This is a genomic window from Thermus parvatiensis, from assembly GCF_001535545.1.
Classification (GTDB): Bacteria; Deinococcota; Deinococci; order Deinococcales; family Thermaceae; genus Thermus; species Thermus parvatiensis.
The window spans coordinates 1,835,180-1,855,013 of the sequence record NZ_CP014141.1 but is presented as its reverse complement, the minus strand read 5'-3'; the positions used below and the strand labels follow the sequence as shown (position 1 = coordinate 1,855,013).

General features: G+C 68.2%; 12 protein-coding genes and 7 pseudogenes. 9 read left to right on the top strand and 10 right to left on the bottom strand.

Going from position 1 to position 19,834, the window contains the following annotated elements:
• Positions 1-126: 126 nt before the first annotated feature.
• Entirely contained in the window at positions 127-1,611 is a 1,485-nt protein-coding gene (locus tag AV541_RS10100) for a YifB family Mg chelatase-like AAA ATPase (RefSeq protein WP_060384798.1), read from the top strand.
• On the opposite strand, the pseudogene AV541_RS10095 reads toward AV541_RS10100, so the two are convergent.
• Positions 1,608-3,619 (bottom strand): annotated as a pseudogene (locus AV541_RS10095) (molybdopterin oxidoreductase family protein). The gene AV541_RS10100 and the pseudogene AV541_RS10095 sit on opposite strands and share 4 nt — an antisense overlap.
• Before the next feature lie 4 nt (positions 3,620-3,623).
• Positions 3,624-5,168, bottom strand: a pseudogene (locus tag AV541_RS10090) (polyhydroxybutyrate depolymerase).
• Between the two features lie 24 nt (positions 5,169-5,192).
• On the opposite strand from AV541_RS10090, the pseudogene AV541_RS10085 reads away from it, so the two are divergent.
• Together AV541_RS10085 and AV541_RS10080 are read left to right on the top strand one after the other, a co-directional pair.
• A pseudogene (locus tag AV541_RS10085) lies at positions 5,193-5,805 on the top strand (ribonuclease HII).
• A gap of 39 nt (positions 5,806-5,844) precedes the next feature.
• Positions 5,845-6,324, top strand: a complete 480-nt coding sequence (locus AV541_RS10080; RefSeq protein ID WP_008630592.1) for a DUF4384 domain-containing protein — start codon at positions 5,845-5,847, stop codon at positions 6,322-6,324.
• 13 nt (positions 6,325-6,337) lie between these two features.
• Here the strand turns inward: AV541_RS10080 and AV541_RS10075 are convergent, their stop codons facing one another.
• On the bottom strand, positions 6,338-6,985 hold the full coding sequence (locus AV541_RS10075; RefSeq protein WP_224065233.1) for a transposase: 648 nt from the start codon (positions 6,983-6,985) through the stop codon (positions 6,338-6,340).
• Between AV541_RS10075 and AV541_RS12750 the strand changes: the two genes are divergently transcribed.
• Both AV541_RS12750 and AV541_RS10065 read left to right on the top strand, forming a co-directional pair.
• The gene (locus tag AV541_RS12750) at positions 6,927-7,112 is read left to right on the top strand and encodes a hypothetical protein (protein ID WP_223966770.1); all 186 of its coding nucleotides are present in this window, start codon (positions 6,927-6,929) and stop codon (positions 7,110-7,112) included. The two genes, AV541_RS10075 and AV541_RS12750, sit on opposite strands and share 59 nt — an antisense overlap.
• A gap of 317 nt (positions 7,113-7,429) precedes the next feature.
• Positions 7,430-8,509 (top strand): TRAP transporter substrate-binding protein, encoded by a 1,080-nt coding sequence (locus AV541_RS10065; RefSeq protein ID WP_060384797.1) that lies wholly within the window; start codon positions 7,430-7,432, stop codon positions 8,507-8,509.
• A gap of 45 nt (positions 8,510-8,554) precedes the next feature.
• Here AV541_RS10065 and AV541_RS10060 read toward each other — a convergent pair.
• From AV541_RS10060 to AV541_RS10045, 4 genes and pseudogenes are all read right to left on the bottom strand, one after another.
• A pseudogene (locus AV541_RS10060) lies at positions 8,555-10,041 on the bottom strand (TRAP transporter large permease).
• Complete coding sequence (locus AV541_RS10055) at positions 10,041-10,583, bottom strand: TRAP transporter small permease subunit (RefSeq protein WP_008630782.1); 543 nt, start codon at positions 10,581-10,583, stop codon at positions 10,041-10,043. Before AV541_RS10055 ends, AV541_RS10060 begins: the two are co-directional and overlap by 1 nt.
• A 96-nt stretch (positions 10,584-10,679) precedes the next feature.
• Positions 10,680-11,887 (bottom strand): annotated as a pseudogene (locus AV541_RS10050) (MFS transporter).
• 10 nt (positions 11,888-11,897) lie between these two features.
• Positions 11,898-12,736 (bottom strand): annotated as a pseudogene (locus AV541_RS10045) (universal stress protein).
• Between the two features lie 36 nt (positions 12,737-12,772).
• On the opposite strand from AV541_RS10045, the gene folP reads away from it, so the two are divergent.
• The 3 genes from folP to AV541_RS10030 all read left to right on the top strand — a co-directional run bounded on the left by folP (position 12,773) and on the right by AV541_RS10030 (position 14,667).
• Positions 12,773-13,618, top strand: a complete 846-nt coding sequence (gene folP, locus AV541_RS10040) for a dihydropteroate synthase (protein WP_082709679.1) — start codon at positions 12,773-12,775, stop codon at positions 13,616-13,618.
• Positions 13,590-13,946 carry a dihydroneopterin aldolase gene (gene folB, locus AV541_RS10035; protein ID WP_060384796.1) on the top strand — a complete coding sequence of 119 codons (357 nt, stop codon included), beginning with the start codon at positions 13,590-13,592 and terminating at the stop codon, positions 13,944-13,946. The genes folP and folB overlap by 29 nt, the downstream gene beginning before the upstream one ends.
• Before the next feature lie 175 nt (positions 13,947-14,121).
• A complete protein-coding gene (locus AV541_RS10030; protein WP_060384795.1) occupies positions 14,122-14,667 on the top strand; it encodes a LabA-like NYN domain-containing protein in 546 nt (181 codons plus the stop codon).
• Between the two features lie 82 nt (positions 14,668-14,749).
• On the opposite strand, the gene ndk is transcribed toward AV541_RS10030, so the two are convergent.
• The 3 genes from ndk to AV541_RS10015 are packed head-to-tail and all read right to left on the bottom strand — an operon-like array spanning position 14,750 to position 17,002.
• Complete coding sequence (gene ndk, locus AV541_RS10025) at positions 14,750-15,163, bottom strand: nucleoside-diphosphate kinase (RefSeq protein ID WP_014628967.1); 414 nt, start codon at positions 15,161-15,163, stop codon at positions 14,750-14,752.
• A gap of 36 nt (positions 15,164-15,199) precedes the next feature.
• Positions 15,200-16,135, bottom strand: a complete 936-nt coding sequence (locus AV541_RS10020; protein ID WP_014628966.1) for a PP2C family protein-serine/threonine phosphatase — start codon at positions 16,133-16,135, stop codon at positions 15,200-15,202.
• Between the two features lie 9 nt (positions 16,136-16,144).
• A complete protein-coding gene (locus AV541_RS10015) occupies positions 16,145-17,002 on the bottom strand; it encodes a LysR family transcriptional regulator (RefSeq protein WP_060384794.1) in 858 nt (285 codons plus the stop codon).
• 106 nt (positions 17,003-17,108) lie between these two features.
• On the opposite strand from AV541_RS10015, the pseudogene aceE reads away from it, so the two are divergent.
• A pseudogene (gene aceE, locus AV541_RS10010) lies at positions 17,109-19,825 on the top strand (pyruvate dehydrogenase (acetyl-transferring), homodimeric type).
• The last annotated feature ends 9 nt before the right edge of the window (positions 19,826-19,834 follow it).

The window sequence follows — 19,834 nt, the reverse complement described above, 5'->3', positions numbered from 1 at the left end:
TCCCCTTCTGCCGCCCCCTAGCCCCTCGGACCGAAGGGGCATAGTGTCCGACCTTATCGCCACAAGGGCCTCCCAACCCAAGGGGCGGCCGAGGCAAAGCCCGCGCTTTTGTGTTAAACTCCCTCCATGTTAGCCCAGGTGCGGAGCTACGCCCTCTTCGGCCTGGACGCGGTTCCCGTCACCGTGGAGGTGGACGTTAGCCCGGGGCTTCCCAGCTACGCCCTGGTGGGCCTGCCCGACAAGGCGGTGGAGGAAAGCCGGGAGAGGGTGCGGGCGGCCCTCAAGAACGCGGGCTTCCCCTACCCCCAGGCCCGGGTGGTGGTGAACCTGGCCCCGGCGGAGCTTCGGAAGGAGGGGAGCCAGTTTGACCTTCCCATCGCCCTGGGCCTCCTCGCGGCCCAGGGGGTGGTGCCCCTCGAGGCCCTTGCGCCCTTCGCCCTCGCGGGGGAGCTTGGCTTGGACGGGAGCCTGAGGCCCGTTCCCGGGGCGGTGAACCTGGCCCTGGGGGCCCTGGCCGAGGGGAAGAAGCTCCTCCTGCCCCTGGAGAGCGCCAAGGAGGCGGCCTTGGTGGAGGGGGTGGAGGTCTACGGGGCGAGAAGCCTCCAGGAAGCCGTGGCCTTCCTCAAGGGCGAGGAGGCCTTGGCCGAGGCCCGGCCCGAGGAGGCCCCGGAAGCGGTGGAGGCGCTGGACCTCAGGGACGTGAAGGGCCAGGCCAAGGCCAAGCGCGCTCTGGAGATCGCCGCCGCGGGCTTCCACCACCTCCTCATGGTGGGGAGCCCGGGTTCGGGGAAGACCATGCTGGCGCGGCGGCTTCCCTTCCTCCTCCCGCCCCTCTCCCGGGAGGAGGCCTTGGAGGTGACCCGGATCCACTCCGCCGCGGGGAAGCCGGTGCGGGGGCTTGTGAAGGCCCCGCCCTTCCGCGCCCCGCACCACACGGTGAGCTACGCTGGGCTCATCGGGGGTGGGGCCATTCCCAAGCCCGGGGAGGTCTCCTTGGCCCACCGGGGGGTGCTCTTTCTGGACGAGTTCCCGGAGTTTTCCCGGGAGGCCCTCGAGGCCCTGCGCCAGCCCCTGGAGGACGGGGTGGTGACCGTGGCACGGGCCCGGGCAAGCCTCACCTTCCCCGCCCGCTTCCTCCTGGTGGCGGCCATGAACCCCTGCCCCTGCGGCTGGCACGGGGACCCGGAAAGGCCTTGCACCTGCACCCCCGCCGCCCAGAGGCGCTACGCGGCCAGGATCTCCGGGCCCCTCCTGGACCGGTTTGACCTGGTGGTGGAGGTGCCCCGCCTCACCCCCGAGGAGCTCGCCCGCGCCCCCGAGGGGGAGGGCACGGAGGCGGTGCGGGAGCGGGTCCTAAGGGCCCGGGAGCGGATGCTCGCCCGCCAAGGGAGGCCCAACGGGCTCCTCTCGGGGCAGGCCCTGAGGGAGCACGCCCGCCTCACCCCACCGGCCCAGGCCCTCCTCCAGGAGGCGGCCAAGCGGATGCTCCTTTCGGCCCGGAGCTACGACCGCGTCCTCCGGGTGGCCCGCACCGTCGCCGACCTCCTGGGCGAGGAGAGGGTGGGGGAGGCCCACGTGGCCGAGGCCCTGGCCTACCGCAGGGCCCTCTAGGCGAGGCGCAAGGGCTCCACCTCCACGGGGGTGGAGTGGAAGGTGCTTCCCCCGCCCAGGTCGGTGAGCCTTTCCGAGGTGAGGTGGTTCACGCCCTTGCCGTCCGGGGCCCACTTCTCCCACCAGGTGCCCTCGAGGACCACCGTCCCCGGGATGGGGGCCTCGGTGACGTGGGCCTTCCTCGTGATCCTTCCCCAAGGGGAACGGATGTGGACGAGCATCCCGTCCCGAATCCCTCGCGCCTCGGCGTCCTCGGGGTGGATGAGGAGCCTGGGCTCCCCCCCTTCCGCTTCCACCAAGGCCTTCACGTTCCCGTAGGTGGTGTTGAGGAAGCGGTGGGCCGGGGGGTAAGGAGGATCAAGGGGTAGTCCGGCAGGGGCTCGGTGGGGAGGACCTCGGGCGGGGGGCTAAAGCGCACGGGCCCTTGGGCGAAGGGGAGGAAGGGCCTGGGGAGGTTGAGCTTTACGAAGCCTTCCTCTTTGAGCCTTTCCAGGGTGATCCCCTCTAGGTAAGGGTGGTCCGAGGCGAGGAGGCTTTCCGCCACCTCCTCGGCCGTCCAGTAGAGGGTGGGCTCCTTCAGGCCGAGCCGCTTCGCCAGCTCCCGGAAGACCCAGGTGTTGGGCCGGGCCTCCCCCGCGGGAGGGCTTAAGGGCTCGTTCCAGGAGAGGTAGTAATGCCCGTAGCTCGTGTAGAGGTCGGGGTGCTCGTAGAAGAGGGTGGCGGGGAGGAGGTAGTCGGCGAAGCGGGCGGTCTCCGTCATCACCTGCTCCAGGACCACGGTGAAGAGGTCCTCCCGCTCTAGCCCCGCCCTTACCTTCCCGGTGTTCGGGGCCACCACCAGGGGGTTCGTGTTGAAAACGAAGAGGACCCGGATGGGAGGGTCTAGCTCCGTGAGGGCGGTGCCGAGCTGGTTCATGTTGACGGCCCGCGCCTTGGGGTTCGGCCGGAAGTAGCCTTGGTGGGGATGTCCCCCCTCCAGGAGGTGCCGCCCCCCGAGGAAGCGCTTGTTCAGGGGAAAGGCTCCGCTCGTGGAGAGCATGGCCCCGCACCCCGGGTAGCGCCAGGCCCCGAGGAGGGCGGGGAGGAGGACCACGGCGCGGAGGGCGTTTCCCCCTCCCGGGTGGCGGGTCATGCCGTAGCCCACCCGCAGGAAGACCCGCTTCGCCTCCCCCATCTCCCGGGCGAGGCGGAGGATGGCCTCTTCGGGCACGCCGGTGAGGGCGCTCGCCCGCTCTGGGGTCCACTTTTCCGCCTCTTTCTGGAACTCCTCCAGGCCCACCGCCGCCTTCCCCAGGTACTCCCAGTCCAAAAGGCCCTCCCGGAAGAGGACGTGGGCTAAGGCGTAGGCTAGGGCGGCGTCGGTGCCGGGGCGCAGGCGGATGTGCCAGTCCGCAAAGCGGCTCGTCTGGTTCTCGTAGGGGTCCACGTGGACCACCTTGGCTCCCCGCTTTCTCGCCTCCTTGAGGAAGGGGGTGAGGTGGCTATTCGTGGCGAGGCTGTTGATCCCCCAAAGGAGGATGTAGCGGGCGTTTTCGGGGATGTCCTCGGGGTCGGGGCTGAGGCGGGGCCCGTAGGTCATCTCCCAGGCGGCGCTTCCCGCCGTGGCGCAGATGGTTTCCAGAAGCTCGCTCGCCCCGATGGCCCGGAAGAAGGCCAGGGGGTGCTGGTTCTCCACGAGGCCCATGGTGCCGGCGTAGTGATAGGGGAGAACCGCTTCCCCCCCTTCTTGGTCCAGGACGGCCTTTAGCTTTTCGGCAATGGCGTCTAGGGCCTCCTCCCAGGAGACCCGCTCAAACCGCCCTTCCCCTTTCCGCCCCACCCGGCGCATGGGGTAAAGGAGCCTCTCCCGCACCCTTTCCGGGTAGCGGTAGGTCTTGGCGCAGGCGAAGCCTTGGGTGATGGGGTGGCGGGGGTCCCCCTCCACCCGGAGGAGGTGCCCTTCCTCCAGGGTGAGGAGGAGGCTGCAGGCGTCGGGGCAGTCCAGGGGACAGGTGGCGCGGGCCCTCATGCCCTTAGAGTAGCCCAAGGGCCTCGAGGGCGCCGCACCGTTCCTCGTAAAGGTCCGGCAGAAGCCCCAGGGGGACGTCCAGCCGCAGGAGGTGGCCCTCCCGGTAGAGGGGCCAACGGGGCCAGCCCTTGGGCTCCCCTTCCTTGGCGAAGGATGTCCAGTAGCGGCGCATCATCTTGCCCAGGTACTCCGCCTCTTCCTTGGCCTCTTGGCTCAGGAAAAGGGGCAGGAAGGGCCTCTCCAGGAGGTTCCCGAAGAGAGGGGCGAGCTCCAGGCCGTGGAAGGCCCCGAGGCCCTCAAACCCCGGCGCCCGGAAGGTGAAGAGGTAGGCGTAGGTGGGGGCGTGGGGGCCTGGAGGCGGGCGGCCTTCAGGGAAGGGCAGAGGAGGGTGAGGTCGGTCTGCACCTCCCCCCAGGCCCTTTTGGGGTCGGGGTTTCGCCTTTGGTAGTGGGCGAGGAGGGCCTGGGCCTTCTCCCGGGAAAGCCCAGACTCCAAAAGCCTCCTTTCCGCCTCCTCCCAGTCCCCGGGCCCGAGGAGGGCTTGGAGGCTGGGGAAGGCCACCTCCTCGGCGTTCGCCCCGGCGATGAGGGGGATGCCCGCCGCCTTCCCCTCCCTTAGGGCCTCCCTGGGGTCCTGGGGAGGAGGAAGGGGGAGAGGTGGGGCTTGAAGGGGCCTGTCCGGAAGAGGGAGGGGTTTGAGAGGAAGCGGCCCATGGCCTCGAGGCCGGGCTCCTTGGGCAAGAGCCTCTCCAGGGGGAGGGCGCGGAGGCAGGCGAGGTCCTTGGGGTCGCACCCCCTCGCCTTGGCCCAGGCCTCCCCCTGGGCGTAGTCTTCCTCCAAAGCCCGGACGTACCCGCACCCTCCCGATTGGACGATGGCCTTTTGGAAGAGGCCGCGGGCCTCCGGGGTGGCGAGGAGGGCGCAGACCAGCATCCCCCCGGCGGACTCCCCGAAGAGGGTGACGTTCTTGGGGTCGCCCCCGAAGTAGCGGATATAGTCCCTCACGAAGCGGAGGGCCTCGAGGGCGTCCAAAAGCCCGTAGTTCCCCACCGCCCTCGGATCCTCCTCCGTCAAGGCGGGAAGGGCCAAAAACCCCAAGGGCCCCAGGCGGTAGTTGGGGGCGACCACAACGACCCCCTCCTCCGAAAGCCGGTGCCCCCGGTAAATGGGCTCGGCCCCCGCCCCCGAGGTGAAGCCTCCCCCGTGGAGGTAGACCATCACCGGAAAGCCCTCGGGAGGCGGCACCTGGGCGGGGAGGTAGACGTTGAGGACCAGGCAGTCCTCCCTCTGCGGGGGATGGGCCCCCCGAACCGCTCGGTGATTCCCGGAACCTGGGGGCAGGCGACGGCCTCCTGCCCCACCCCTTCCGGCCAGGCCTTTAGGGGCCTTGGGGCCTGGAACCGCTCCGCCTCGGCGTAGGGGAGGCCGTAGAAGGCGATGGCCCCGCCCTTGAGGCGGCCTTGGGCCCGGCCCAAGGGGGTCTCCACCCAGAAGGCCTGGGCGAGGGCCCCTCCCAGGAGGGCGAGGAAGGGCAGGATGCGCCGGAGCATGCCCTAAGCGTATAAGATGGCTCCATGGCCGAAGGGCCCTTGGAAGCCCCCTTTTGGCGAAAAGGCCTCCTCGTGGCCGGTCTGGACGAGGCGGGGAGGGGGGCCTGGGCCGGGCCCATCGTGGTGGGGGCGGTGATCCTCCCCCCGGGGCGCTACCCCTTCCGCGACTCCAAAAAGCTTTCCCCCAAGGAGCGGGAGCGGCTCGCTGAGGAAGTGCGCCGGGTGGCCTTGGCCTTTGCCTTAGGGGTGGCGGGGGTGGAGGAGGTGGACCGGCTTGGCGTCCTCAAGGCCACCCTCCTCGCCGCCAAGCGGGCTTTGAAGGGGCTTAGCCTACTCCCTCAGGCCCTGGTCACCGACTACCTGGTTCTTCCCACCTCCCTCCCCCTCCTCGCTCCCCCCAAGGCCGACGAGCATAGCCCCACGGTGGCCGCCGCCAGCATCCTGGCCAAGGTCCACCGGGATGGCCTCATGGCCGAGCTTGACCGCCTTTATCCGGGCTACGGCTTCGCCCGGCACAAGGGCTACGGCACCCCGGAGCACCAAGAGGCCCTCCTCGCCCTCGGACCCTCCCCCGTCCACAGGAAGCGCTTCGCCCCCCGTGGCCCAGGCCCCCTTAAGGTTTCCTGAAGCCCCTTAGGCCCTTTTTGGCCTAGACTTTGGGTAAGAGGTGAGCGGTATGCGGTTTCTCCTTCTGGCCCTTGCGGCCTTCCTTTCCGCCTGCACCCTGACCCTTTACCCGGAGGGCCTTTCCGTGACCTACCGGGTGGACTTCGGCGGGGCGATCCTGCGCTTTGAGCCCGACCGGGGGCGGGGGGCCACCTACTTCGTGGGGGAGGAGGTGCGCTTCTTCCTCACCTTGGACCGCCCGGGCTGGGTGAGCCTGGTGGTGCAGGATCCGGACGGCTACACCTACGAGCTGGACCGCTTCCACCTTTCTCGGGGCACCCACGTCCTGCCTCCTGGGCCCTACCGCTACACCCTTACCCCGCCTCGCGGCCTCCACCGGGTGCGGGCGGTCTACACCCAAAGCCCCCCCTCAGGCCGGGTCCGCCTCGAGGGCCGCTACACCGACTGGGACGCGCGGCTCCGCCTCTACGTGGAGGCCTCGGGGGCGAGGGCCTACGACGTGGCCGAGACCTACTTTTACGTCCGCTAGGGGCTGGGCTTGCCTAGTAAATTGCCTTGTACCCCGGAGGGGGCGGGAGAAGGGAGAGAAGAACCCTAAGGCCGTAGGCGATGAGCTCCAAAAGCGCCCGCGCCATGGCCGTCCAAGGCTTCCGCTCCCAAAGGTACCCCCCACCCAGCCGCGTCTTCATCCCCCCAAACACCCCCTCCACCACCCCGCGAAACCGGTACACCTCGGGGTCCCACCCCTCCCGCGCCCGCACCCGCGCCTCCTCCCTGGCCTCGCCCCCGCCCCGAAGCCGGATCACCGGCCGCACCCCCGCCTCCCCCAAAACCCCCCACACCTCCTTCCCGTCAAACCCCGCGTCCGCCAAAAGCCACCCCCGGGAAGGAGGAAACCGCCTCAGCACCTCCCCCCCAAGCCGGGGGTCCGGGGCGTAGCCCTCCCCCACCACTCCACCCCAGGGCCATAAGAGCCGCCTCTCCCTATCCCACCGCATCAGGGCCAGAAGCCGCGCGTGCCCCCGCACCCGCCGCACCTCCTTCCCCCGACGAAAGCGGAGAAGCCGGTCCTTGCTCCGGTAGGCCAGCCCCGTGGTGTCCATGAGGTAGAGGGGGGGAAAGCGCCGCCAGGTGTGCCGGCGCCTCGTCCGAAGCCGCTTCGCCTTCCGGCGAGGACTCCGGGGCGAGATGGGCCTCCAGTTCCCGGGAAAGCCTCTCCAGGAGGGCCTCAAGGAGTTTGGGGTCCAGGTGCTTGAGGGCGTAGCGGGCCAGGGACTGGTGGGAAGGGAAGGGGCCTTCCATCAGGTCCTGGAGTGAGGCCTCCGTCTCGCGGTAGGTGAGGTGGAAGAAGGCGCGGAAGAGAAGGAGGGCCAGGTAAAGGGCGTGGCTGTAGCGCCAGGGGCGGCCCCGCTTGCCTTTGGGGGTGGGAGGGGCCACCTCCCGGGCCAGGCGCAGGCAGTGTTCCAAGACCTCCTTGGGGCTTGCCTCCCTGCGAAGGAAGCCTCGCTTGCCCATCAGGAGAGAGATATACACCCGTCCTCCTGACCTTTGCAAGGCAAGCCCCCTAGGGGCTTGACCGAACGTGGCGTTTGGGGTATGATCCCGGCGGAAACCCTTAGGGGAGGTAAATAAAAATGAAGCGGCGTGACTTTTTGAAGCGGGCAGGCATCGGCGTGGCGGCGAGCGCGGCCTTCGGCCCGGTGTTTGCCCAGGCGCAACCCACCATCCGGTGGCGCCTGGCCAGCAGCTTCCCCAAGAGCCTGGACACCATCTACGGGGCGGCGGAGGTCCTGGCGGAAAGGGTCCGGGCGCTCACTGGGGGAAGGTTCCAGATCCGGGTCTACCAGGCGGGGGAGATCGTCCCCGGCCTTCAGGTCATGGACGCCGTGCAGCAGGGCACGGTGGAGGCGGGGCACACGGCGAGCTACTACTTCGTGGGCAAGGCCCAGGTCCTGGCCTTTGACACCAGCGTGCCCTTCGGCCTCACCGCCAGGCAGCAGAACGCCTGGATGTACCACGGGGGCGGGATTGAGCTCTTCCGCCCCATCTTCGCCGATTTCAACATCATCCAGTTCCCCGGCGGCAACACCGGGGCCCAGATGGGGGGCTGGTTTCGCAAGGAGATCAAGAGTGTGGCGGACCTCAAGGGGCTCAGAATGCGTATTCCCGGCCCTGGCGGCCAGGTGATGAGCCGGCTTGGGGTGGTGCCCCAAGTGCTGGCGGGTGGGGACATCTACCCGGCTTTGGAGCGGGGCACCATTGACGCTACGGACTGGGTGGGACCCTACGACGACGAAAAGCTCGGCTTCTACAAGGTGGCCAAGTACTACTACTACCCTGGCTGGCACGAGCCCGGGCCCCAGCTTTCCTTCTACGTGAACCTTCAAGAGTGGCGGAAGCTGCCTAAGGAGTACCAGCAAGCCTTTGAGGTGGCCGCCGCCGAGGCCAACCTGTCCATGCTGGCCAAGTACGACCAGGTGAACCCCCCTGCCCTCCAGCGGCTCATCAGGGCGGGGGTGCGCCTGCGCAAATGGCCCACCGACGTGATGAAGGCGGCCCAGAAGGCAGCCTTTGACTGGTACGAGGAGGAGGCGGCTAAGGACGCCACTTACCGGAAGGTCTACACTGCCTGGAAGAAGTTCCGGGAGGAGCAGTACCGTTGGTTCGGGGTGGCGGAGCTCGGCTACGAGCAGTTCGCCTTCCCCGCCTCCTAAGGGAGGCAAAACCTATTCCCCCCCGGGAAGCCCCGGGGATTTCCTTTAGTAGCCTCGTACGAGGGCCAAGATGGGGTCGCGCAGGAGGTAGGTGAGGAGGAGAACCAGGAGCTGTAGCCCGATGAAGGGGATGCCCCCCAGGTAGATGTCCGCCGTTTTGACCTCCTTGGGGGCTACGTTCCTTAGGTAGAAGAGGGCAAAGCCGAAGGGCGGGGTGAGGAAGGAGGTCTGGAGGTTCACCCCCACCAGTAGGCCAAACCAGAGCTTGTCTATGCCCAAGGCGTCGGCGCCGATCGCCAGGAGGGGCAGGGCGATGAAGGCGATCTCAAAGAAGTCGATGAAGCAGCCCAGGAGGAAGACCAAAACCATCACGAAGAGGATGTAGCCCACCTCCCCTCCGGGAAGCCCCGTGAGGAACCCCTCCACCCAGAGGTCCCCGTCCACCCCGCGGAAGACCAGGCTGAAGAGGGTGGAGCCAATGAGGATGAAGATGACAAAGGCGGTGAGCTTGGCCGTGCCCTCCATGGCCCCGTAGAGGACGGGGAAGCTGAGGCGGCGGTTCAGGGCGGCCAGGGCCAGGGCCCCCACCACCCCCATGGCCCCAGCCTCCGTGGGGGTGGCAAGGCCGATCAGCACCGTGCCCAGCACCAGGAAGATGAGGACCAAGGGGGGGACCATGGAAAGGAGGGCCTTCTTAAGAAGGGGGTTCTTGCGGATCCAGGGGAGGAGGACCAGCGTCCAGAGGGAAAGGGCCAGCAGGATCTCCAGCCATTCCGCCCAGGTGGGCAGGAAGCGGCCCACCCCGTAGGCCCCCACCCCCACCAGGAGGTAGGAGAGGAGGGCAAAGGCCGCCTGCACCTCCTTGCCGGCGTCCGGACGGCCCTCGGGGGCAGGGCCGGAGCCCAGGCCGGCCGGAAGAGGGCCACGTAGATCACGTAAAGGAAGTAGAAACCTACGGTGAGCCCCGCGGGGATCAAGGCTGCCTTGTACATGTCCCCCACGCTCACCCCCAGCTGGTCCGCAAGGACGATCAGCACTGTGCTAGGGGGGATGATCTGGGCCAGGGTGGCAGAGCCAAGGATGACGCCGCTAGCGAAGCGGGGGTTGTAGCCGTACTTCAGCATGACGGGCAGAGAGATGAGGCCCATGGCCATGACGCTCGCGGCCACGACCCCCGTGGTGGCGGCGAGGATGGCCCCCACGAAGACCACGCTCAGGGCGAGCCCGCCCCTAAGGGGCCCGAAGAGCTTGCCCATGGTGTCCAAGAGGTCCTCGGCGAGGCCGCTTTTCTCCAGGATGATGCCCATGAAGGTGAAGAAGGGGATGGCCAAGAGGAGCTGGTTGGACATGATCCCAAAGATCCGGTCGGGCATGGCCCCAAGGAGGCTTGCGGGGAAGAGGTCCAAGGCGATGCCCAAGAACCCGAAGATCATGCCCACGGCGCCCAAGGAGAAGGCCACGGGGTAGCCGGAAAAGAGAAAGAGGATCAAGGCCAAAAACATCAGGGGGGGCATGAGGGCGTAGAGATCCATCAGACCACCTCCTCCTCTTCCTCGGGGGACCAGTGGGGCAAGGCCCCGGTTAAGAAGGCGATCCGCTTGATGAGCTCGGAAAGCCCTTGGAGGGCGAGCAAGCCGAAGCTAAAGGGCACCAGGAGCTTGATGGGCCAGCGGGGCAGGCCCCCCACGTCCGGGGACATCTCCCGGATGCTCAGGGAGTTCATGGCCCAAGGCCAGGAGAGGTAGATGAGCCCTAGGGCCATGGGCAAGAGGAAGAGCACCGTACCCACCACGTCAATCCAGGCCTGGGTGCGCCGGCTAAAGCGGCCGTAGATGAGGTCTATGCGCACGTGGGCGTTGTGTTTTAAGGCGTAAGACCCGCCCAGCAAGAAGATAAGGCTGAACATGTACCACTGGGCCTCGAGGTAGGCGTTGGAGCTATAGCTGAAGCCGTAGCGCATGACCGCATTCCCCGCGGAAAGTAGGGCCACGAGGAGCACCAGCCAGACCACAGCCCGCCCGATCCTTTCTGTGAGGGCGTCTATGGCGCCAGAAAGCCTTAGGAGAAAGCGCATGGTCCTTACCCCCTGAAAACCGGACCTATCCTACCGGGGGGGCTTTGGGGTGTCAATCCGCTTGAAAAAGGGCTTTTTTGTAAGAAGCAAAAACATTCAGCGGGCCCGGCGGATGGGGGCCACCAGGAAAGCCCCGAGGAGAAAGAAGCCGCCGGCCAAAAGGAAGAGAACCAGGTACCCAAGGCCTGCTTCCCGGGCGTTCAGGAGGTCCAAAGGCCTCCCGAAAGCCCCCGCCAGCACCTGGGGCACCACGATGGCGGTTTGCCAGAGGCCCATGTCCGTGGCGTGGGCTTTTGGGTCCCTGAGGACATCCGCCACCAAGGCCCAGTCCACCGCCAGATAGACCCCGTAGAAAAGGCCGAAGAGGAGGGCGAGAAGGAGCAAAAGGTCGTACCGGGGGAAGAGGAGGAAGAAAGGCATGAGGAGGCCAAGCCCTACCCCCGAGAGGTAGATGAGGGGCTTCCGACCGAGCCGGTCCGAGGCCCGCCCCGCGGGGACGCTGGCGAGGGCGGCCCCCAAGGAGATGAGGAGGCCCAGGAGGGCCACCGCCTGGAAGGGCGCTTCCGTGAGGGTCCGCCCCAGGGCCTGGAAGCTTCGTACCACGTCGGCCAGGTAGTACTGCAGGTAGGTCTGCGCCAGGTAGAAGCCCAGCATCACCAGGAAGCGGGTGAGGTAGACGAGGAGGAAGTCCCGGTCCCGCCACGGGGCGGCCATGGCCTTGAGGAAGGGCCTCGGGTTGGCCTTGGGGAGGCGGTCGGGGACGAGGGAGAGGCTTAAGGCCGCCCCTAGGAGGTTGAGGAGGGCGGCCAGGTAGGCCTGGGGGGCGAGGGGAAGGAGGAAGCCCACCGCGCCCGCCAGGACCTGCCCCGAGACCTGCAGCACCCCCATGTACCCCGAGGCGGCCCCCCGCTCCCCCTTGGGCACCAGGTCGGGGATCAAGGCGCTATAGGGCCCCGTGGCCAGGTCGTCCGCCACCTGGAGGAGGAGGTAGGCGAAAAGGAGCGCCGTGTAGCTCGGCGCGTGGACCAGGAGGAGGAGGGCGAAGGCGGTGAGGAGGCTCCCCCAAAGGAGAAAGGGCCTCCTCCGGCCCAGGCGGTCCGAGAGGTAGCCCATCACGGGCGGCCCCAGGATGGCCATCACCGCCCCCAGGCCGAAGAGGAAGCCGAGCCTCGAGGCCTTCTCCTCCGGGGGGAGACCTCCGCCACCTTGGCCGGGAGGAGGACGAGGAGGACCAGGAACCACTTGAAGCTGGTGGCGAACCAGTAGGCGGAGAGGCGCAGGAACCACGAGGGCCCGTGGCGCATGGCCCCAAGCCTACCAGACCGTGGCCTCGGGGACCACGAGGAGGGGGAGGTCGGTCCGCTGCAAGGCCGCCTCCACCGTGCCGCCCAGGCGCCTGCGCCAGGTGCGCTTGGCCTTGGAGCCGAGGACGAGGAGGTCCAGCTTTTCCCGGCGGGCGAGCTCCACGAGGTCGGCCTCGTCCTCCCCCTTGGTGACGAGAAGCCGGTCCAGGGGGGTGTAGCGCGCCCTTAGGAAGGCCTCGGCCTTCTCCAGGACCTCGGCGAGGGAGAGGCCTTTGGGGTCCAGGTAGGTGGGGTAGCAGCACCCCCCTTCCCCGCTCACCAGGTGGAGGCCCAAAACCTCGGCGCCTAGGGCCTCCTTCCAGCTGAGGGCCAGGCGGAAAGCGGCGAGACTGGCGTCGCTTTCGTCCAGACCCACGCCGATCCGCCTCACCGCCGTGAGGGGCCTTTCCGGGGGGACGAGGAGGACGGGGACCTCTCCCCGGTGGAGGAGGTAGCGGGCAAGCCCTCCCCGGGCCAGGCGCTCCAGGGGGTCGTCCCCCGTCTGGCCCAGGACCACGAGCTTGGCCCGGGCGGCCTCGCCGCCCACGACGAAGGCGGGAAGCCCCCTAAGGACCCGCGCCTTCAGCCCCGTGGCCCCCAAGGCCTCCCGTACCCGGGCCTCCACCCGGTCCAGGGCTTCTCGGAGGAGGGGGCGAGGTCGGGGAAGCGGTGGGCCAGGCCCTGGAAGTAGGGGTCGGGGATCACGTGGACCAGTTGGGCCTCGAGGCCCAAGGCGGGAGCCAGGGCCCGGGCCGTGGCCACCACGCTCTCGTGGGTCAGGCCGAAGTCCACGGCGGCGAGAAGCCTCATGGGTGCACCTCCTTACGACCCACTATAATCCCTCCTGTGCGGACGCTCTGGCTTCGGGACCGGGCCCTGGACCTGGACCGGGTGCGGCTCATGGGGGTGCTGAACCTCACCCCCGACTCCTTCTCCGACGGGGGGCGGTACTTGGACCCGGAGCGGGCCCTTGAGCGGGCCCGGGAGATGCTGGCGGAAGGGGCGGACATTCTGGACCTCGGGGCCGAGTCCACCCGCCCTGGGGCGGCACCTGTGCCCGTGGAGGAGGAGAAACGGAGGCTTCTTCCCGTCCTCGAGGCGGTCCTCTCCTTGGGGGTGCCGGTGAGCGTGGACACCCACAAGCCCGAGGTGGCCGAGGAGGCCCTAAAGATGGGGGCCCACCTCCTGAACGACGTCACCGGGCTTCGGGACGAGCGCATGGTGGCCCTGGCCGCCCGCCATGGGGTGGCCGCCGTGATCATGCACATGCCCGTGCCGGACCCGGCCACCATGATGGCCCACGCCCGCTACCGGGACGTGGTGGCCGAGGTTAAGGCCTTCCTTAAGGCCCAGGCGGAGAAGGCCCTTGGAGCGGGGGTTCCCCAGGTGGTTCTGGACCCGGGGTTTGGCTTCGGCAAGCTTTTGGAGCACAACCTGGCCCTTCTCCGCCGCCTGGACGAGATCGTGGCCCTGGGCCACCCGGTCTTGGTGGGGCTTTCCCGCAAGCGCACCATCGGGGAGCTTTCCGGGGTGGAGGACCCGGCCCAGAGGGTCCACGGCTCCGTGGCCGCCCACCTTTTCGCCGTCATGAAGGGGGCGAGGATCCTCAGGGTCCACGACGTGCGGGCCCACCGGGAGGCCCTTAGGGTTTGGGAGGCGCTGTATGGGGGAGATCGCCCTTCTCGGGCTTGAGTTCTACGGGCACCACGGGGTCATGCCCGAGGAAGGGCGGCTTGGGGCCCGGTTCGTGGTGGACCTCTGGCTTTCCGTGCCCTTTGAAGGTAAGGGGGACAGGCTGGAGGAGACCGTGGACTACGCCGCCGTCTACGCCCTGGTGGAGGAGGCGGTGCGCCACCGCCGCTTCTACCTCATTGAAGCCCTGGCGGACTACCTGGCGGAGGAGCTTTTGCGGGCCTTCCCCCGCCTTCAGGCGGTCCGGGTCCGGGTCCACAAGCCCCACGCCCCCATTCCCGGGGTCTTCCGCGACGTCTACGCTGAGACGCAAAAGTCCCGTACCTGAGGGCGCTTCTTTTCCTCATCTTGCGCTCATGGGAAGGTCGTGGTAGGATGCCCCCGCCCTTAAGGGCTAAGCCAACGGTGCCTATCCCGCCCCCGCCGCTCAGGGGAGCGGCGGGCTATGTTTTTCCTCATCCTGGGGGAGTAAACTGAGGGGGCCCGGGAGGAGCGGGCGGGTTATGGAAAGGGTGGCCATCTTTATCGACGGCTCTAATCTATACAAAGGGTTGGTCCAGCACCTGGGTTCAGACTACCGCCTCAACTTCGTGGAGTTCATTACCCTGCTTACCGCAGGGCGGAAGCTTCTCCGGGCCTACTACTACAACGCCCCCCTTCCCCCGGAAGACCCTGCCGCCAAGGCCCACCAGAGCTTCCTCAACTACCTGAAGCGGGTGCCCTACGTGGCCGTGCGCCTGGGCAGGCTGGAGCGGCGGGCGGACGGGTTCGTGGAGAAGGGGGTGGACATCCAGATCGCCGTGGACATGCTCCGCCTCGCCTTCGTCAACGCCTACGACATCGCCGTGCTGGTCTCGGGGGACGGGGACTTCGCCGAGGTGGTGCGGGTGGTGCAGGATTTGGGCAAGCAGGTGGAGAACACCACCTTCCACGCCCTCTCCTCCCACCGGCTGGCCCAGCAGGCGGACCGCTTCTACCCCCTGGACGACTTTCCCTGGGAGCGCCTCAGGGCCCAGGTGAGCCTGACCGCCCCGGAGGAAGAGACTTAAGCGCCCTCGCCGCTTGGGGTACCTGAACCCGGGCGAGAGAAGGCGCTTTTGGGGCCCCTTGCTGGCTTGGGCCGGCAGGGTGTTAAAGGAGCTCCTCGGGACGGAAGAAGAGGGCGATCTCCCGCTGGGCGTCCTCGAGGGTGGCGGAGCCGTGGATCACGTTCTCGTCAATGGTGGTGGCGAAATCGCCCCGGATGGTCCCGGGGAGGGCGTCCTTGGGGTGGGTGGCGCCCATCATCTTGCGCACCTCGGCCACCGCGTTCGGCCCCTCCAGGACCATGGCCACCACAGGGCCTGAGGTGATGAAGCGCACGAGGCCGGGGAAAAAAGGCTTTTCCCGGTGTTCGGCGTAGTGCCGCTCCGCCAGCTCCTGGCTGATCTGCATCAGCTTCAGGGCCGCGATGCGGAACCCCTTACGCTCAAACCGGGCGAGGATCTCCCCCACGAGGCCCCGGCGCACGCCGTCGGGCTTGATCATGACGAAGGTCCGCTCCATACTGCGAAGAGTCTACCCGCTCCCCGCCTCCAGGGTCTAGGGGGTCCGTAGGGAGTTAAGGAGGATGTAGGCCACCACCACCACCCAGAGGAGGATAAGGAGGGCGTCCCGCCACCCCACCCGCCTTCCCTTGGGGGCGGGTTCCAGGACTTGGGTGGTGAGCTCCTCGGGCACCTCCCCCACTTGGAGGCGGACGGGTTCCCCCTTGGCGGCCTCCAGGGGGAGGGCGTAGGGCCTCGGGCGCTCCGGCAGGGCTTCGGGGACCCGGACCACGGCCACGCTCATGTTGTCCGGGCCGCCCCACTCGTTGGCCAGGGCCACGAGGCGCTCCGCCGCCTCGGCGGGGGGAAAGTGGGCCAGCACCTGTTTTAGGGCCCGCTCCTCCAGGACCCCCGAAAGCCCGTCCGTGCAGAGGAGGAAGACATCCCCCGGGCGGAGCTTGAGCCCGAGAAGGTCCACCCGGGCCTGGGGGAAGGAGCCCAGGGCGTTGGTGATGACGTTGCGCCAACGGTGCGTCCTCGCCTCCTCGGGAGAGAGGAGGCCCTGCCGCACCCTTTCCGCCACCCAGGAGTGGTCCTCCGTAAGCTGGAGGAGGTTCCCCTCCCGGAGCAGGTAGGCGCGGGAGTCCCCCACGTGGGCCACCAGGGCGTAGGGCAGGTCCAGGACGAGGACGGTGCAGGTGGTGCCCATTCCCCGGTTCTCCGGGCGCTGGGCTTCCTGGTAGATCCTCCCGTTGGCCTCCTCCAAGGCCTCCAGCAGGTCCTTGGGGGAAGGGGGTTCCTCCCGGGAAAGCCTCGCCAAGACGGTCTCCACGGCGAGCCTCGAGGCCACCTCCCCCGTCCGGTGTCCCCCCATGCCGTCGGCCACCACGTAGACCCCACCCCAGGGGGTGGCCTCCCCGCCCACCGCGTCCTCGTTCTTGGGGCGCTTGAGGCCGGGGTGGGTCTTAAGGGCGGCCTCGAGGCGGTCCATGGGGGCATTCTACAAGGCGAGGGCGCGGAGAAGCCTGCGCACCTCCGCCAGCCTGGGCGGGGGCGGGCGCCGGGCGTAGATGAGGGCCACCTCGAGGGCGGCCTCCTCCTCCAGGGGCCTCAGGACCACCCCGGGGTGGGGGTAAACCCGGTAGGGGGCGAGGGTGAGGTGGACCCCGAGGCCCGCGGCCACCAGGCTCACCGCCTGGGAGAACCGGGCCACCTCCCGGACCACCTTGGGGGCGAAGCCTGCCCGGCGGAAGACCTCCATGAAGGCCTCGTAGAGGGGGGGGAGGAAGTCCTTGGGAAGGAGGAGGAAGGGCTCCTCCTTGAGGGCCCGAAGGGGTACCCGCGCCCTCGGGGCCAGGGGGTGGGTCTCGGGTAGGGCCACCACGATGGGCACCCGGAGGAGGGGTTCCTTCGCCACCTCCGGGTCCTCCACCTTGAGCCCCGCAAGGCCGTAGTCCAGGCGCCCCTCCTTGAGGGCCCGGACCTGCTCGGGGGTGTGCATCTCCAAGACCTCCACCGCCTGGCCGAGCCCCCGGCGCAGGTGGTCCAGGAGGGGCATGAGGTCGGGGAGGAGGTTCTCCGGTACCCCGAAGCGGAGGGCCTCCTGCCCCGCCCGCCGGACCGCCTCCTTGAGGGCCTCCAGCTCCTTAAGGAACCGCGCCCCTTCCCGGCGGAGCAGGTCCCCCGCCGGGGTCAGGCGGAAGGGGCGCCTTTCCAGAAGGCGCACCCCGAGCTCCCGCTCCAGGGCCTGAATCCTCTGGGTGAGGGCGGACTGGGAGAGGTAAAGGCGCTCTGCGGCCTTGTGGAAGCTCTTTTCCTCCGCCAGGACCAGGAAGGCCTTGAGGCGGCGCGGGTCCATGATAAAAAGATCTTATCACAATCGCAGCGAAGGTCTTATTGGACGCGACGTCCCCCTTGGGGGCAAACTGGTCTTGGGAAGGTGTAGTGTAGCTTTGGAGGAGGCCATGACGGAAAAGGAGCTGAAGGCGGCCTTCCAGGCCCTCTCGCCCGAGGAGAAGGCCCGCTTCCTCGAAATAGAAAACCGGGAGTGGCTGGAGTCTTTGGAGTACGTCCTCAAGGTGGAGGGCCCCGAGCGGGTGGAGGAGCTCTTGCGCCTTCTGGACGAGTACCTCTTCCGCCATGGGGTCTACCCCGCAAACCGCCTCTCCACCCCTTACCTCAACACCATCCCCAAGGAGAAGGAGCCCCCTTACCCCGGGGACCTGGAGCTGGAGCGCCGCATCGCCAACATCCTCCGCTGGAACGTGGCCATGATGGTCACGCGGGCCAACAAGAAGGCGGACGGCATCGGGGGGCACATCGCCACCTACGCCTCCATCGCCGAGCTTTACGAGGTGGGGTTCAACCACTTCTTCCGGGGGCCGGAGGCGGGGCTGGACCGGGACCTGGTCTTCTTCCAGGGGCACGCCTCCCCCGGGAACTACGCCCGGGCCTTCCTGGAGGGAAGGCTTAAGGAGGAGGATTTAGAGAACTTCCGCCGCGAGGTCCACCCTCCGGTGCCGGGGGGCCGGGGGCTTTCCAGCTACCCCCACCCCTGGCTCATGCCCGACTTCTGGGAGTTCCCCACGGTCTCCATGGGCCTTGGCCCCATCCAGGCCATTTATCAGGCCCGCTTCATGCGTTACCTCGAGGACCGAGGCCTCAAGCCCAAAAGCTCCGCCAAGGTCTGGGCCTTCCTGGGGGACGGGGAGCACGACGAGCCCGAGACGGTGGGGGCGCTTCACCTCGCCGCCCGGGAGAACCTGGACAACCTCATCTTCGTGGTGAACTGCAACCTCCAGCGCCTGGACGGCCCCGTGCGGGGCAACTCCAAGGTCATCCAGGAGCTGGAAAGGCTCTATAGGGGCGCGGGCTGGCACGTGATCAAGGTGGTCTGGGGCTCGGCCTGGGACGAGCTCCTCGCCAAGGATAAGGAAGGCCACCTCCTCCGCCGCTTTGAGGCCCTGGTGGACGGGGAAAGCCAGCGCTACGCCGCCTTTGGGGGCAAGGAGCTAAGGGAGCGCTTCTTCAACACCCCCGAGCTCAAGAAGCTCATTGAGGGGATGACGGACGAGGAGCTCACCGAGCTCACCCGGTCCCGGGGCGGCCACGACCTGGTCAAGATCCACGCCGCCTACAAGGCCGCGGTGGAGCACAAGGGAAGCCCCGTGGTCATCCTGGCCCGCACCATCAAGGGCTACGGGATGGGCCCCACGGTCATGGCCAAAAACGTGGCCCACCAGGTGAAGAAGCTCACCGAGGAGGACCTGAAGGAGGCGAGGCGCTTCCTAGGGATCCCCGTCCCCGAGGAGAAGCTGGAGGAGCTTCCTTACTACCATCCGGGGCCGGACTCCCCGGAGGTCAAGTACCTCCTGGAAAGGAGGAAGGCCCTCGGGGCTTCGTGCCCGAAAGGAGGGTGCGCTTCAAGGGAGGCCTCGAGGTGCCCGGGGAGGAGTTCTTCCGGGAGTTCTACGAGGGCACAGGCGGCCGGGAGATCTCCACCACCATGGCCTTCGTGCGCATCCTGGCCAAGCTCCTCCGTCACCCCGCCGTGGGCAAGTACATCGTCCCCATTGTCCCCGACGAGGCCCGTACCTTCGGCATGGAGGCCCTGATCGCCCAGGTGGGCATCTACTCCCCTCAGGGGCAGCTCTACATCCCCGTGGACGCCGGGACCCTCACCGCCTACAAGGAGAGCCGGGAGGGCCAGATCCTGGAGGAGGGGATCACGGAGGCCGGGGCCATGGCCGACTTCATCGCTGCCGGCACCGCCTACGCCCACTGGGGCATCCCCACCATCCCCTTCCTCATCACCTACTCCATGTTCGGCCTGCAAAGGATCGGGGACCTGGTCTGGGCCGCCGCCGACCAGCGCACCCGGGGCTTCTTCCTCGGGGCCACGGCGGGGCGCACCACCCTGGCGGGGGAGGGCCTTCAGCACCAGGACGGCCAAAGCCACGTCTACGCCCTGGCCGCCCCCAACCTCCTCGCCTACGACCCCGCTTTCGCCTACGAGTTCGCCGTGATCCTGGAGGATGGCCTCCGCCGCATGTACGGCAAGGGGGAGGACGTCTTCTACTACATCACCATTGAGAACGAGAACTACGTCCACCCCCCCATGCCCGAGCCCCGGGAAAAGGTCAAGGAGGGGATCCTAAAAGGGCTTTACCTCTTCCGGGCGGGGGAGGGGAAGGGCCCGAAGGTGCAGCTTTTCGGCACCGGGCCCATCCTCAACGAGGCCCTGAAGGCCCAGGAGCTATTGGCCCAGTACGGCGTGGTGGCCGAGGTCTGGAGCGCCACCAGCTACAAGGCCCTCTACTACGACGCCATCGAGGCGGAGCGGGAGGCCCGCCTTTTGGGCAAGCCCCGGAAGCCCTACGTGGTGGAGGCCCTCGAGGGCCACGAGGGCCCCATCGTGGCCGCCACCGACTACCTCAAGGCCCTGCCCAACCTCATCCGGGGCTACCTGGACCGGCCCTTCGCCGTCTTGGGCACCGACGGCTTCGGCCGCTCCGACACCCGGGAGGCCCTAAGGGACTTCTTTGAGGTGGATGCCCGGCACATCGCCTACACCGCCTTGGCCCTGCTCCACGGGGAGGGCAAGGTGACGAAGAGGACCCTGAACCAGGCGCGGAAGGACCTTGGCCTTAAGCTGGAGGAGGTGCCGCCCCACCGGCGCTAGGGGGAGACC

Bases quoted from the DNA above. Each gene is read 5' to 3' on its own strand.
- AV541_RS10080 (WP_008630592.1), top strand. From the start codon at position 5,845: ATGCGGTTTCTCCTTCTGGCCCTTGCGGCCTTCCTTTCCGCCTGCACC.
- ndk (WP_014628967.1), bottom strand. From the start codon at position 15,163: ATGGAGCGGACCTTCGTCATGATCAAGCCCGACGGCGTGCGCCGGGGC.
- AV541_RS10030 (WP_060384795.1), top strand. From the start codon at position 14,122: ATGGAAAGGGTGGCCATCTTTATCGACGGCTCTAATCTATACAAAGGG.
- AV541_RS10065 (WP_060384797.1), top strand. From the start codon at position 7,430: ATGAAGCGGCGTGACTTTTTGAAGCGGGCAGGCATCGGCGTGGCGGCG.
- AV541_RS10100 (WP_060384798.1), top strand. From the start codon at position 127: ATGTTAGCCCAGGTGCGGAGCTACGCCCTCTTCGGCCTGGACGCGGTT.
- AV541_RS10015 (WP_060384794.1), bottom strand. From the start codon at position 17,002: ATGGACCCGCGCCGCCTCAAGGCCTTCCTGGTCCTGGCGGAGGAAAAG.
- AV541_RS10020 (WP_014628966.1), bottom strand. From the start codon at position 16,135: ATGGACCGCCTCGAGGCCGCCCTTAAGACCCACCCCGGCCTCAAGCGC.
- folB (WP_060384796.1), top strand. From the start codon at position 13,590: ATGGGGGAGATCGCCCTTCTCGGGCTTGAGTTCTACGGGCACCACGGG.
- AV541_RS10055 (WP_008630782.1), bottom strand. From the start codon at position 10,583: ATGCGCTTTCTCCTAAGGCTTTCTGGCGCCATAGACGCCCTCACAGAA.